The sequence below is a fragment of the Methanolapillus millepedarum genome, from assembly GCF_032594115.1.
Lineage (GTDB): Archaea > Halobacteriota > Methanosarcinia > Methanosarcinales > Methanosarcinaceae > Methanolapillus > Methanolapillus millepedarum.
On sequence record NZ_CP131060.1, the window covers coordinates 1 to 13,696 of the forward strand.

Below are 13,696 nucleotides of genomic sequence, written 5' to 3' on the forward strand. Positions count from 1 at the left end.
CTTATATTTTTTAGATTATGTTTTTTATCTTATGTTTTATCTTTGGTCGTTTTTATACTCACATTCTTTTTAATGGCTGAACTTGATAGGGAAATATATTTTTTCTTTTTAGGAAAAGATTCTTAAAGGAATATCATGTTTAATGGTCATTCATTCGTACCATCATTATATTTCGGCAATTTTTTAGTCGGAAGTCTTTTTTATTTATAATGATTTATTTAATTTTCATTTATTGACAGGTGAATCATATGGCATTAAAGAAAGGAGATTTTATCCGGGTCAGCTATACCGGAAAGTTTGAAGAAGGACGCATTTTTGACACCACCGACGAAGAAGTCGCCAAATCCGAAGGTGTTTACACACCCCAAGGCGTTTACGGCGGCGATGTTGTTGTTGTCGGTTGCGGTCACACCATTGCCGGCCTTGACGCCGAATTAGTCGGAAAAGAGGTTGGTTGCGAGGGCAGTGTTGTTATCGGTCCGGAAAATGCGTTTGGGATGCCGGATGAAGGCTTAATTACATCCGTTTCCACTTCCAAATTCAAAGACGGGCGCGCAAATGTCGGCATGATTATCGAGCAAGACGGCCGCCAAGGTGTTGTGACGAAAGTCATTGGCCGACGGGCGACCATTGACTTTAACAGCCCGCTTGCCGGCAAAACCGTTGTTTACGATTACAAAATTGAAGCCGTTTTGAGTACTCGCGAAGAAAAAATTCGGGGACTTTTCGCGCTTTATACCGGCCTTAAAGAAATCGAAGTTGAGTTTGACGATACGGTCGCGAAGATTTACATCCCGCGCGGCATTACTTTCAACCAAAGATGGCTCATCGCTAAGGGCAAATTCGCCAAGGAAATCCTGGACAACACGGACATGACGGAAATCCAATTCATCGAACGTGTGACAAAGGAACAAAACGAAGTTGACGAAATTATGGAAAAAGCGATTGGAGAGTAATATTTAATCTCTTCTTTCTCTTTTATCCTTTTTCCGCTTTCGGTTTTGCAAAATAATTATATAGAAATAACTTATTTATGGCTTGTTTATAGATTTGATTCAATATGCGGAGATAGCCAAGCGGCCCACGGCGCCGGTCTTGAAAACCGGTGGTGCACAGCACCCCGGGAGTTCAAATCTCCCTCTCCGCGCTTTTTTAATGATTATGTTTGTTTTCATGTAAGTCTGTGAAATAAAACGAAACAGAAGGATTTAAGAATTAACAGGAGAACCATTTATGACAAACACCGTTCTTTTAGAAACAACGCTCGGTAACATTAAAATTAAATTGTACGACAACATGCCGATTACGGCCGGAAATTTTAAAAAGCTGGTCAATCAAGGCTTTTACAACGGCGTTATTTTCCACCGCGTCATCCCGAACTTTATGATCCAAGGCGGCGACCCAACCGGAACCGGAATGGGCGGTCCGGGTTATTCCATCCCGGACGAATTTGTGAAAGGATCGTCCAACAAACGCGGAACCATCTCGATGGCCAACGCCGGACCGAATTCGGGCGGCAGCCAATTCTTCATCAACTTGGTGGACAACACCTACCTTGACTGGGACAAACCGCCGGCTTCTTCCAAACACCCGGTTTTCGGTGAAGTGATTGAAGGCATGGATGTCATTGACAAAATCGGAAATGTTAAAACAGCACGCGGTGACAAACCGGTTCAAGAAGTTAAAATTATCAAAGCAACGATGATTTAAGATCAAAAAATTTTAAATCCCTTTTCTCATTTTGTTTTTATCTTGTTTTTTGTTTTTCGTCTTTACCTTTCTTTTTCTTGATTTGATTATTCGGTTCTTTTCTCAGCCGCCGCCTTGCGCGCGTTATTGCCGTCATTTTTTGATGACCGGTTGAAGAACAGATTGGTTATAAATTGGTTATAAAATTGGATGAAAATAAATTGGTTTATAAAAATGGATGAAAAAACGGATTGATTCTAAAACGTCGAAAAATAAAAAGAGAAAAGTCGGATTAGAAGAGGTCGGTTAAATCCGCTTCAAATCCGATAACAGCATATCCCAGTTCAAAAGATGAGATGACGCCCGGATGCAGTTCTCCGAAAGCGCCGATCTTTTTGCCGCCGACGTAAATATCAGCAGCACGGCCTTTCAAAAATGCCGGATCATCGGACTCTTTTAATTCATAATCGATTTTCATTTCTCGAAGGTAAGCATCCGCAATTTCCGAAATTTCAGTGAAGTTTGCAGCGTGATGAATGGAAACCGCCGCGATTTTTTGTTTATTTTTGCCGCCGACAACCGCTTCACCGACTTCAAAAATGCTTTGCGGAAGCTCACGGTGTTGGTTGAGGGATAATATTTCCAAAAGCCCCGGAAGCAATGTTGTCCGGACCATGGTTTGGTCTTCGCTGATCGGATGGAGAACATAAGTCACATCGTCGGTGACCGGCCGGCGCATATTCTCAAAGTGAATTTTCGGACTTGTGAGCGTAAACGGCATCACTTGATTAAATTGAAGGCCGACCATCACTTCCGAAGACGATTGTCGTACGCGGGACGTTGGATGAGCCTGTCCCATGGTGTAATTTTGCGGAAGATCTGACGGGATGTTTGCATAACCGTATCCGATTGCCACATCTTCAATGATGTCGTATTTGTGCAGAATATCGGCGCGGTAGGACGCCACCAAAATCTCAAACGAAACCGGACTTTCGGATAAAACGGATGCGTTGTGTCCCATCTTTTCGAGGCATTGAATCACTTCTTCCGGCTTCATTTTAAATCCAAGGTGGGACTCAATTTCTTCAAGCATAATCATATAGGGTTTTGGCGCCATGTCCGGATAATTTCTCTTTTCACCGTTTGAGACAATGGTAACGGCTTCGATTTTTCCGCCGCGTTCGGAAAGGGCGGCAACGACAATGTTGAGCGCAACGAAAACTTCTTTGCCGGTTCCGGTGACATCGATAAAGAGATCTTTTGTCTTTTCGGTAACGGATGTGAGCGTTCCATTGATAATCGGCGGGAATGACAATACATTTCCGTTTGAATCTTTAATGATCGGGTATTTTTCCATATCGCAAACGAGGTGCGCAAATTTGACGCCCTTTGCATGGGACCTCAAAACGTCGGCCATGGACATTTTTTCGGTGTGGTCCAGCGGCACAAATGAGAAATTCGGAGATTCGACAGAATATGTAAACGGTGGAACGATTCCGGACATGTCGTGAACACCGATGGACACTTTTTTTCGGTTGCGGCCGAGTGCCCAGTGCAAGTCTTCTTGAAGGTCCATTAAAGATTTGATGGCGGAGGATGTAAAAGAAAGACCGCGGATGACCGCGCATCCGAGGACGGGCCGGACTTTTAAGACCTCATTTGAAACTGAAATTGTTATTTGGGGCGCGCTCACTTCATACGTCGACAATCCGGTTTTTTTGCCCAAAAAAGCTTTCATAGCGCGGGAAACACCTTCGACGCTGTAAAGGTCGGGACGGTTTGGGAAGAATTCAATGTCGACAAATTCATCTTCCAGACGTTCCACTTCCGCGCCGATCATGGATACGTTATCGATAATGGTTTTGGCGTCCATTCCCGAAAGGGTTTCTAAATCTTTTTTATCAACAGTAATAACAGGCATAATATGCGTCCTAATTGATCAATTATAAATTATTTTTTACAAATTTGTTGTATAAAGTCTTTCTTTCATATATGAATCATTCCATCATAACGGCTTTGTGTAAAAAGTCCATGTTGTGTATAAAGTCGGTATCTTGTGTATAAAGTCAGCCCATAGAACTAACTGTGCAAAAACTGAATGTATAAATTAATCAAATTTTATGTTAATTCATATTTTATTTTTTACTATGTTTTCAAAAATTATCAAGAAGTGCTAGAAGGGTGGCTGTGGGTGTCCTGCAAATAGCATCTAATTCCATTTTACATAAGTTTCCAATTGTCAAATAATGCATAACATCTTCATCTGAAATACTGTCTTTGACAGAAACCAAATTCTCTATATCCTTCCTGGTTTTATTTTTCAAGCCTATCGTTTCAATATGGTTTAAATTTAAGGTAATATCTCCACATTTGCAAAATGATTCAAGGTCTTGTTCTATTTCTAACATAAGTTTTTCAAAATCACTTTTATTTGAGCTTATTATAAGATATGGTTCTATATTTTTTTTAGACGCAATTGCTCTATTATATTCGTGATGTAATATCGGATGGTTGTGAGCAACCTAACATCTTATGTTATACAAATATGTCCACTCCTCTTGAAAATTTTCGGGGAGGTGAATGTATTCTGAAAAGAAACGATCCCAATTGGATGTGGGCAATAAAGATTTTTTTATATCCTCTATATTATCTGAATCGGCAATGATGGAGATTATTCGGTCACGTGTTGATTGTTTTGAATAATCTATTTTTGCACCTTGAAATTCATCGAAAAGAAAGCTCGACAAATGGATAAAATCTGTGCAATACATAAATAGGTGCTTCATTTCATTTCCATTTGTTAATTTTAATGGCATATGATCAATAGGTTGTTGATGATTTTTATTTATATGGCAGGTAATAATCTATCTAAGTTTATTTTCAAGTTCAAACAGCTGGGGATAGATTTTACAGCATAAACTTTTGCCGAAATCATCAATTATCCGCACATATTGTATATCCTGAATTATGTCTGTTGGCTCTGAAAGTGTATCTACTCCATTGATTAAATCGATGGTACCTTCAAAACTTTGAATAAATTCATGAAAATTAATTAAGTTTTCTTCTCTATTTTCTTCAAGAAGAGTTAATTTAATATTGATTATGCAATCTGATTCAGAAGCACATTCCCATTCGGATTGTTTTAACTCAATAGAAATCGATTCTGAAATCAAACCAAGATAATACTTTACACGTACCGTATGAATATTGTCATCCAGTATCTCCAACGAATCTGAATCAGAGTCCAATTCTGCAGAGTCTGTAAGTGGCTCTTCCAGTGATTCTTTCATTTCTTTTAAAATGTGTTGTAATAATTTTAGTGGACGAGTTGCACTCACACTAATTAAATATTCAACTATTGGCATTTAATCACGAACCACTTTATTTCTGATTTTCCCACACACTTTTATATCTTTTTCAGGAATTTGCTTTTTTAATATTATATATTCTTTAACCGGCTCTCTGTCTTCTAAAATCTCTTTTAGAGTTTCATTTTCATTATTTTTTTGTAGAGAGTTGTAGATTCGTCTAATTCTATTTGGTTCTAAATTGGGATTAATATCCAGATTAACAGCTTCTTTTAATAAGGTTTCATTATTTATTCTCTGATATCCATATGTTTCTTTATTGAAAATTTTGTATGTTTTTTCACTTTGGCTTAAATCTCTCCATATTTGTGGTGACAACTTTGGAGGTATATGATTCAAACCGAGTATATCTACGCCAGCACCATGACTGATGTAATCCTTAGCAGGTGTTTCTTTGTTCCCTTTCAAAAAGCGACCTTCATAGGAATTTATGGAGTATGTGAACCCTTTCTCATTTTGGAGCTCATCAATAATTATCATAGCGTTTGTTAACCAAGTATCAGCTGTAATTAAAGATGAGCCGTTACAATCAATAACGAATGAGTCGATTCCCATATTTTGATACATATCAAATATTTCATCAATGTTTTTACGAGAAACTTTAAACGGAATCGTTCCAATGATTGTTTTTTTCTCCTTATTTTGAGATATTCTTTCGAAAAATATTTTATTTGATTTGAGAATTAAATCCACAAAATGAGCTTCTCGCCTAGCTTTCTCTTCAGCACTCATTTTCTTTTCATCTTTTACAGAGGGTAACGTCCATAAAGGTGTGGTAATAACATCACATTTTAGAGCCAAATCTGCCAACAACTTTACATGTTCTTCCTGAGGTGGCTGATTATCAACATATTTAAAGAAAGGAAAGTTAAGTCTATCATTTATTTTTTTTGAATCTATCTCTTTATTTAGTTTTAATTCTGAACTGAAATCAGAACATAATTCTGTTAAAGTACTAAAATCAAAATTTTTATAAATTTCATTTATGGGAGAATAGTAATTTTTGTCATCACTTGCATTATACGGTGTTCTGATTGCATAATCTTCAAGTTTCAGTATGCGTTCTTTGTAAAACAGATCGTCATCAATAAATTCAGTTTTAGTTGTAATATTCGCCATCAATTCACCCATATTTTTGCATCAATTTTTCCTTATCTTCAGAAGTAATTACATTTTTTGCTACTAAAGAATCGAATATTCTAGGCAACTCTTTTTCTAACCGATCCCAGATTATAGAATTTTCAATATATTCAGGGTAATTTACATAAACGTAAACTAATAGTTCTTTGTCTGACAATTCATCAACGAATCTTTTTGTCTTATCTACAATATCCCTAATCTCTGAAAAATTATCTTCTGACTGAATTTTTGTATATTCGTCTAAACCATCAGATGCAAGAGAATAATATGGTGCTTTTTGATTAGTATCTGTTAAAACATACCCCATCACCATAAACTCCTCAATCAAAACATCTGCAACTTCGCTATATGGGCCATAATTATATGGTTCAAAATCTAAATCTTCTTTAAATTGCGGGAAGATGGTTGATACTAAAAACAGCAATTTTTGATATTCTATTTTTGTTTTAATCGGTTGATTGTTTGAACCAATGCTGTAAATAATCAATTTTTCTTTATCATCCAATTCCATTATGGATTCCTCGTTCTGTAGTATAATACTATTGCCTTTTATTAAATCGTTGATTGCCTTGTGAAAGTATAGAATACTTAAAAATTACAAATTTCAGATGGTTTTGAACAATGTTGAGAAAGAGCCCGCATCTCATAAATGTTAAATTTATAATTAAATCCGAATCCACCAATAAATAGAACTCCCTTTTTTTCCTTTATTTAACAGCCCTCGCTGATGCATCTGCCCCAAATAATTTTTTGTAGTCTGCCAAGCCATATTTGTTCTTTCTGAAATTGATTTTGTAGTGAGTGGTTTATTTGCAAAATAAAGAGTTTGTAATATTCTCTTTTCTTCTGGTTTAAGATCCATCAACAATCACCAAACTAATTTCCAATACGTTTTTTTCGTCCATTCCCGGTCTTGCTTTTGTCATTTTAAATTTGATTTGATTTCTTTTTGTAATATCCATTTCATCCGTTATTTCTTTTGGTATACGAATGCTGAATTGCTTCCCATCCCATGATAATTTTGAAAATTTTTCAATCACATACGGCTTTTCGTTTAAGAATTCATTTTTAAATTCATCTGGAAGATTGGAATAATCCACAACTGGGACTTCTTCAAGTTCCTCTGTTTTTTTTGAAATCTCAGATTTTTTCATAAATATCTAATATACTATCTGCGATTATAATATAAAATCGTTTCTTTTATGAAAAATTCGTAAGAATAGATTTGATATATTCTTAAGAAAATCTATGAAATATTTATATACAAAGGATGTTTAGAATATTTTACTTAATTCCAAAGTGATACTTATGAATCCAGAATTTCCTATTAATATACGAAAGGAGCGAGGTTATGAAATCGCTGCCACGTCATTAATAGTGGAGACTGAAAAAGGATGGAAAGTGCCAAGCCAAAGCGGGGGCGGTTCATATTTCGTAAAAAGCGATGGTTTTGGAGCTACTTGTACATGCCCGGATTACAAAAATGGAATCTATAAATGTAAACACATTTGGGCGGTAGAATGTTTTGTTACTCAAAAAGTAAAACAAACAAATGAAGCATCCAAGAAGGAAACATACAGACAACAATGGTCTGCTTATGATAAGGCCACAATTAACCAAAAGCCTCTGTTTATGCAGATGTTACATGAACTGACAAGTCTGGTAGAACAACCTCACAATTGCATTGGAAGGCCTTCCTTGCCAATCAGCGACATGATTTTTGCATCTGCTATGAAAGTTTATTCTACCTTCTCTTTGAGACGATTTATGGGCGATTTAGAAATAGCATATTCAAAGAATTGCATGTCCGTAGTTCCTTGTTATTCTTCGATTGGTCATTTTATGCAAAGAGAAGACATCACTCCGATTTTGGAAGAATTGGTTAGAATAACAAGCCTTCCATTAAATTCAATAGAAAAGGACTTTGCAATTGACAGTACCGGATTCGGCACAAGCAATTTTCAGAGATGGCATTCTTTTAAATATGGAAAGGAAATCAAATCAAAAAGATGGGTTAAGTGTCACTTTATGACAGGTGTTAAAACAAATATCATAACAAGCGTAAGAATAACTACGGAAATTGATAATGATTTTCCACAATTAGAACACCTTGTAAAAGAGACGTCTTTCAATTTTGAGATGGCAGAAATATCTGCCGATAAGGCATATTTAGGCCAAACCAACTTGGAAATCATTGAAAGTTATGGTGCTGTTCCATTCATACCCTTTAAATCAAATAGTAAAGCAAGAGGAAAAGGTAGATTATGGCATAAGATGTATCATTATTTTATGTTCAATCAAGAAGAATTTGCTGAACATTACCACAAACGGAGCAATGCAGAAACTACCGTTCATATGCTTAAATCGAAATTTAAAGACTCAATTAGAGCAAAATCATGGAATGCACAAGTCAATGAGGTTTTGCTTAAAGTAATATGCCACAACATTTGTGTTTTGATTCAAGAAATGTATGAGTTGGGAGTTCAACCCGAGTTTGAGGCTTATCTACAAATTAAACAAAACAATCATGAGAATCCTATTTTTGTGTGAAGACGATATAAAAAATGCCGATGCTCATTTATTATTAAATTTACTATTAAGATATTCATCTACTATTTCAGGAACTATATCACGAACTATCTTCTTCATTTCCCTTTTTGAAACAGCATATTTTTCTTCCGGACCAGCTATCAACTCTGCTTGTCTTTTTACTTTTTCAGTGTTGTTGTAAAATTCAAAAAATCGAAACAAGGCTACTCGGACAATATAAGATTTACTTTTTTGAGTTTCTTTTGCTATATTTTCAAGTTCTGAATCCAAATATTCATTTAATGCTGCTGATATTTTTGGCCTTGCAGAATTGTCTTCCGGAGTATTTTCTATAATTGTTGAATCGTCAAAATTGAGGCGGGTCCGTTCTGCAATTAAGAAAACTAATGCAATGCTTACAATGTCCGATGTTGAAGTGAATTTTCCGGATTTGGTCATTGAATTCAGTTGATTCAATATTTTTTGACTTATTGTAAATGATATTGAACTTTTTTTACCGCGCGGAGTCATAACAATTTGATGTATTTTGAAAATATTATCATTCGTGACAACCACTAAGCATTCAAAAGTTGAATAACTACTAATTCATATTTATGGCGTATTTTATAAATACAATGATAATCCATTATCATTTGTGTAAATCCTCTTAGAGGATTTCTTATTTTTTGGAGGAAAAAATATGTCCGAATTTTTAAGTCCCGCGTGGGTTGTCGATAATTCTTTAATGCTCGTTTGTGTTTTTATTTTAGTTGTTTTGATCATTCGGCATTTTACAAAAAACCCTTTCGAAAAATCGGTTAACGAGAAAATTAAGATTTTCGGCTGGGACTCTTTTTTAAATAAGAGCGTAGCCGAAATAGAAGAATTTCTAAAACAAGAAGTTAATTTCTCAAACGTAGATTATACAGCTTCAGACCTTGCAAAAGAAATCTATTTGCGAGTAAATCGCATCAATAGAAAGGAATATGAAAAAACACAAATGCTAACAAAAACAGAATCAGAAACAGAGGAATGAAAAAGATATGAAGAAATCAACTTCTGTTTTTTTGTTTTTGTTAATTATTGTTGTCGGCCTTTTCATTTCCGGTTGTCTTGAAAATACCGATGAATATGGAACTGTCCGCTATGACGGAGTTATTTATCCGATCGGAGATGCAAAAACAGTAACCCGTGAAAATTTATCTCCGAATATATATTATCCGTTTTTTAAGAACAGTTTCAACAGTAGTGACGGGTATTATTTCGTGAATGGAAATGGACAAGTTTTTGAAAGTTTAGAAAATGATTATAGAAGCCATCCGATTGAACTCACACCATATGAATTGGAAGAAGGATCGTTTGATTGGGATGAGTGGATTGAGTTAAGAGATTGTGGTTATTTCAACTAAAAATTATAACCACCACTCTTCTTTTTTAAAAAACGATACCATACGATTTTTCGTGCAAAGCCTATTTAAGGAACAGCGGTAATCTCTGAATAAAAGATATGCTGTTACATTTTTTGATTTTTTTACGCAATGGGGAGGGTTTTCCATTCTTCAATCGCCTCTTGTGTAAAAAGTCGGCATCTTGTGTATAAAGTCGCGAGATAAAATGACTTTTTACACAAAGCCCATCATAACGTAAAAATCAATGGTTTATGACCTTTTCATTTAAAACCTTATATTATATTCAACATTTAATTAAAAAAAGAATATATTATTCGTCTTCTTGTTTCATCTTTTTATTTTACTCTCTTTGTCGATTACCTTTTTATATTTTAATAATCATTCCTAATAGGTATAGATTTCTTTTAAAATAATTCATTTCAACCAATGAAAAGAATTTAATGTTTTAGAAATCTATAATATTCCGATTTATATTATTTGAGATATTCATCTTTCTAATGAACATCGGTTATTTCACGCTGAAGAATTGGCCAATTGGGAAATGGAAAAATTTGATGGTATGCGATAACCGGTCGCAAAAAATTGACAGAATTGTTTACAGACGTGACATCTATCGTTAAACAGCACAGGTGACATCTATGGATATTATTATGCTCAGCAGGCTTCAGTTTGCGGCAACCGTTTTTTTCCACTTCATTTTCGTCCCGTTGACGATCGGACTTGGACTTATGGTTGCGGGCTATGAAGTTGCTTTTTGGAAAACCCTCAACGAAAAGTGGAAAAAATCCGCGGCCTTTTTTGGCAACCTTTTTAAGATTAATTTCGCATTCGGTATCGTTACCGGATTTGCGATGACATTCCAATTCGGAACCAACTGGGGTCCGTATTCCGAATTTATGGGCGACGTTTTCGCGTCCCCGCTTGCGCTTGAAGCACTCATTGCTTTCTTTTTGGAAGCGACTTTTTTCGGAATTTGGCTTTTTACCAGCCACAAAAAACCGGGACTTAAAGCCTTTTCCATGGTTATGGTTGCTCTCGGGACAACGATTTCCGCTCTTTGGATTATTACAGCAAACGCTTTTATGCAGCATCCGACCGGTTACGAAATGGCCGCCGACGGCAGCCGGATTATGATGACCAATTTCATTGACGTCCTCACCAATCCATATCTTTGGTACATGTTGATTCATACACTTTTGGCGGCTTACCTTTTGTCCGCGGTTTTCGTGGTTGCCATCAGCGGTTACCATTTGCTTAAAAATAAGAAATCCAATGTTGATGTTTTCCAAACATCCATGAAAATCGGCGTCTATGCACTTGTCATCTCGGCGATTCTTTTACCGTGTCTCGGACTTGTTTACGGTCACTACATCAGCGATGTCCAGCCGGTGAAAGCGGCATCCATGGAAGCTGTTTGGGAAAGCGGATCCGATAAACCGATGTATCTCCTTCAAATTCCGTCAGAATCACAGGAAAAGAATCTGGTTCAATTGATCGGCATTCCGTATCTGGGCAGTTTCCTTTTAACGGGCGATCCGCATGGGAATGTGACCGGCCTTAAGGATGTTCCGGCCGAAGACCGTCCGCCGGTGGATTTGACATTTTTCAGCTTCAGGATCATGGTGATTCTTGGTATGCTCTTTATTTTGGAGGCATTTGCCGGACTTTATTTTGTCCGAAAAGACAAAACGATGCAATCCAGAAACGCAAAGCGTTACATCAAGCTCATGCTTTACAGCATCCCGCTTCCGTATCTTGCCATCATGCTTGGTTGGGTCGTTGCCGAAGTCGGCCGCCAGCCCTGGATTGTGTATGATTTGTTCCGAACCTCGGACGCCGTTTCGCCGATTCCGGCCGTTCAGATCATCTTTTCGATGGGACTTTTAGTTCTCTTCTACTTGATCTTGTTCGTTCTTGACGTTTACTTGCTCCGCAAATCCATCATTGCCGGTCCGGAAGGGGTGACAGAACATGCTTGATTACAATTTGCTCATCAATGTTTGGTTCGTTCTCTGGTGTGTGATTTGGGCCATTTATTTGGTTGTCGATTCCTTTGCGCTCGGTGTCGGACTTCTGTCTCCGTTCCTGCCGAAAACCGCGAACCAGTTGTCACAGATGGTCCGCTCGATCGGTCCGTTTTGGGGCGGAAACCAGGTTTGGCTGATTTTGGCTGCCGGCGGTACATTTGCGGCTTTCCCGCTCATCTTTTCGAAGATGTTTACATTTTTGTATCTGCCGATGATGCTTCTCTTGGTCGGATTGATTCTGCGCGGCATTTGCATTGAATTGATTTATTCGGACGATAACAAAACCCTTCAAAAGCTTCTCAAATACGGCTGGTTCCTCGGAAGTTTAATCATCACGGCAGTTCTCGGCGTCGCTTTCACAAACTTCTTCCGCGGACTTATGATTGATGCTAACTACGTTTACACGGGAACGCTTCTCGGGCTCTTTAACATCTACGCTCTCCTGGGCGCCGTTTTGTTCATCCTGCTCTTCCTGACGTCCGGCGCTTATTGGCTGGCGTTTAAAGTTGCCGGCGAACTTTCGACAACCGCTCAGAAGTGGGGCAAAATGTTCTCCATCGCAACAGCTGTTGTGGCGTTGATTTACATTCTCGGTCTTTTCAATACCGACAATTTCGCGACCAACTACAATGCCTATCCGGTTTTGTATTTGATTCCGCTCATCGCCGTCATTTTCGCGTTGGCGACAATTGCGCTTGGATTCTTGAAAAAAGACCGTCCGTTTTTCCCCTTCCTGACAAACCTCGGAACGATTTTCTTCGGAGCGGCCACGGGTGTTGTGACACTTTACCCGTGCATCTTAAAGTCGGCGATTAATCCGGATTACGGCATCAGTATCTTTGACGCCGCATCCAGCCAATTGACGCTGTCGCTTATGCTTTATGGTGCGCTTGTCTTTGTCCCGATCGTGATTATTTACCAGCTTTGGTCGTACACGAAGTTCAAAGACAAAATCAACTAAAAGAAAATTCCTCGCTTCGCTCGGAATTTTCCAAGGGCGGTGGGAGTCCGTTTCCGTAAGTTCGCTTCGCGAACGGCTCCGCTTAAAAATTCCTACGCTTCGCTTCGGAATTTTTCAAAGGGTGGGGGGAGTCTGTTTCCGCAAGTTCGCTTCGCGAACGGCTCCGCTTAAAAATTCCTACGCTTCGCTTCGGAATTTTTCAAGGGGCGGGGGGAGGCTGTTCCCAAAAAGTTCGCTGCGCGAACGGCTCCCTTCGGTCGCAATTTTGGTTTGCTGTGTTCTGTTTTTTGGGCGAGCGGCATGCGCGCGCGTTATCGCATCCATTTTTAAATGATGTCTAAAAAAATAGACCGTATTGATTTTATTTTTAAGATTTTCAAAGAGCAGTGTAACGTTTACCGCAAAAATTCCTTCGCTACGCTCGGAATTTTTCAAAGGGCGGGGGGAGGCTGTTTCCAAAAAGTTCGCTGCGCGAACAGCTCCCTTCGGTCGCTGAAAACTTTGAGAACTGTCAATTTAGAGCCAAGCAAACCGCCCCGCAAAATCAGACGTTTTGCGTCTGTATTTTGCGGA

At 37.9% G+C, this 13,696-nt stretch carries 16 protein-coding genes and 1 tRNA gene; 8 read left to right on the forward strand and 9 right to left on the reverse strand.

The window, feature by feature from the left end; genetic code table 11:
- The first annotated feature begins 248 nt into the window (after positions 1-248).
- From MsAc7_RS00005 to MsAc7_RS00015, 3 genes are all read left to right on the forward strand, one after another.
- Positions 249-956, forward strand: coding sequence for an FKBP-type peptidyl-prolyl cis-trans isomerase (locus MsAc7_RS00005; RefSeq protein WP_338102567.1), 708 nt, complete (start codon positions 249-251; stop codon positions 954-956).
- Between the two features lie 106 nt (positions 957-1,062).
- Positions 1,063-1,147, forward strand: a tRNA-Ser gene (locus MsAc7_RS00010).
- Between the two features lie 86 nt (positions 1,148-1,233).
- Positions 1,234-1,710 carry a peptidylprolyl isomerase gene (locus tag MsAc7_RS00015; protein ID WP_338102568.1) on the forward strand — a complete coding sequence of 159 codons (477 nt, stop codon included), beginning with the start codon at positions 1,234-1,236 and terminating at the stop codon, positions 1,708-1,710.
- A gap of 271 nt (positions 1,711-1,981) precedes the next feature.
- On the opposite strand, the gene pheT is transcribed toward MsAc7_RS00015, so the two are convergent.
- The 7 genes from pheT to MsAc7_RS00050 form a co-directional block, all read right to left on the reverse strand.
- Positions 1,982-3,610: a phenylalanine--tRNA ligase subunit beta gene (gene pheT, locus MsAc7_RS00020; RefSeq protein ID WP_338102569.1), complete on the reverse strand. Its 1,629-nt coding sequence runs from the start codon at positions 3,608-3,610 to the stop codon at positions 1,982-1,984.
- Between the two features lie 232 nt (positions 3,611-3,842).
- Positions 3,843-4,097, reverse strand: a complete 255-nt coding sequence (locus MsAc7_RS00025; protein WP_338102570.1) for a hypothetical protein — start codon at positions 4,095-4,097, stop codon at positions 3,843-3,845.
- 456 nt (positions 4,098-4,553) lie between these two features.
- Complete coding sequence (locus MsAc7_RS00030) at positions 4,554-5,054, reverse strand: hypothetical protein (RefSeq protein ID WP_338102571.1); 501 nt, start codon at positions 5,052-5,054, stop codon at positions 4,554-4,556.
- Positions 5,055-6,188, reverse strand: coding sequence for a hypothetical protein (locus MsAc7_RS00035; protein WP_338102572.1), 1,134 nt, complete (start codon positions 6,186-6,188; stop codon positions 5,055-5,057).
- A complete protein-coding gene (locus MsAc7_RS00040; RefSeq protein WP_338102573.1) occupies positions 6,181-6,708 on the reverse strand; it encodes a hypothetical protein in 528 nt (175 codons plus the stop codon). The genes MsAc7_RS00035 and MsAc7_RS00040 overlap by 8 nt, the downstream gene beginning before the upstream one ends.
- A gap of 153 nt (positions 6,709-6,861) precedes the next feature.
- Positions 6,862-7,059 carry a helix-turn-helix domain-containing protein gene (locus MsAc7_RS00045; protein ID WP_338102574.1) on the reverse strand — a complete coding sequence of 66 codons (198 nt, stop codon included), beginning with the start codon at positions 7,057-7,059 and terminating at the stop codon, positions 6,862-6,864.
- The gene (locus MsAc7_RS00050; protein ID WP_338102575.1) at positions 7,049-7,351 is read right to left on the reverse strand and encodes a hypothetical protein; all 303 of its coding nucleotides are present in this window, start codon (positions 7,349-7,351) and stop codon (positions 7,049-7,051) included. The genes MsAc7_RS00045 and MsAc7_RS00050 overlap by 11 nt, the downstream gene beginning before the upstream one ends.
- 154 nt (positions 7,352-7,505) lie before the next feature.
- Here MsAc7_RS00050 and MsAc7_RS00055 point away from each other — a divergent pair, with 154 nt between their 5' ends.
- Positions 7,506-8,747: a transposase gene (locus tag MsAc7_RS00055; RefSeq protein ID WP_338102576.1), complete on the forward strand. Its 1,242-nt coding sequence runs from the start codon at positions 7,506-7,508 to the stop codon at positions 8,745-8,747.
- Positions 8,748-8,771: 24 nt separating this feature from the next.
- Here the strand turns inward: MsAc7_RS00055 and MsAc7_RS00060 are convergent, their stop codons facing one another.
- Positions 8,772-9,185, reverse strand: a complete 414-nt coding sequence (locus tag MsAc7_RS00060) for a hypothetical protein (protein WP_338102577.1) — start codon at positions 9,183-9,185, stop codon at positions 8,772-8,774.
- A gap of 241 nt (positions 9,186-9,426) precedes the next feature.
- Here MsAc7_RS00060 and MsAc7_RS00065 point away from each other — a divergent pair, with 241 nt between their 5' ends.
- The 4 genes from MsAc7_RS00065 (at position 9,427) to cydB (ending at position 13,123) form a co-directional block, all read left to right on the forward strand.
- Positions 9,427-9,762 carry a hypothetical protein gene (locus MsAc7_RS00065; RefSeq protein ID WP_338102578.1) on the forward strand — a complete coding sequence of 112 codons (336 nt, stop codon included), beginning with the start codon at positions 9,427-9,429 and terminating at the stop codon, positions 9,760-9,762.
- A 7-nt stretch (positions 9,763-9,769) separates the two neighbouring features.
- Positions 9,770-10,135: a hypothetical protein gene (locus MsAc7_RS00070; RefSeq protein ID WP_338102579.1), complete on the forward strand. Its 366-nt coding sequence runs from the start codon at positions 9,770-9,772 to the stop codon at positions 10,133-10,135.
- A 638-nt stretch (positions 10,136-10,773) separates the two neighbouring features.
- Complete coding sequence (locus MsAc7_RS00075; protein WP_338102580.1) at positions 10,774-12,114, forward strand: cytochrome ubiquinol oxidase subunit I; 1,341 nt, start codon at positions 10,774-10,776, stop codon at positions 12,112-12,114.
- Positions 12,107-13,123, forward strand: a complete 1,017-nt coding sequence (cydB, locus tag MsAc7_RS00080) for a cytochrome d ubiquinol oxidase subunit II (protein WP_338102581.1) — start codon at positions 12,107-12,109, stop codon at positions 13,121-13,123. The genes MsAc7_RS00075 and cydB overlap by 8 nt, the downstream gene beginning before the upstream one ends.
- Positions 13,124-13,300: 177 nt before the next feature.
- Here cydB and MsAc7_RS00085 read toward each other — a convergent pair whose 3' ends face one another.
- A complete protein-coding gene (locus MsAc7_RS00085; protein ID WP_338102582.1) occupies positions 13,301-13,582 on the reverse strand; it encodes a hypothetical protein in 282 nt (93 codons plus the stop codon).
- Between the last annotated feature and the right edge of the window lie 114 nt (positions 13,583-13,696).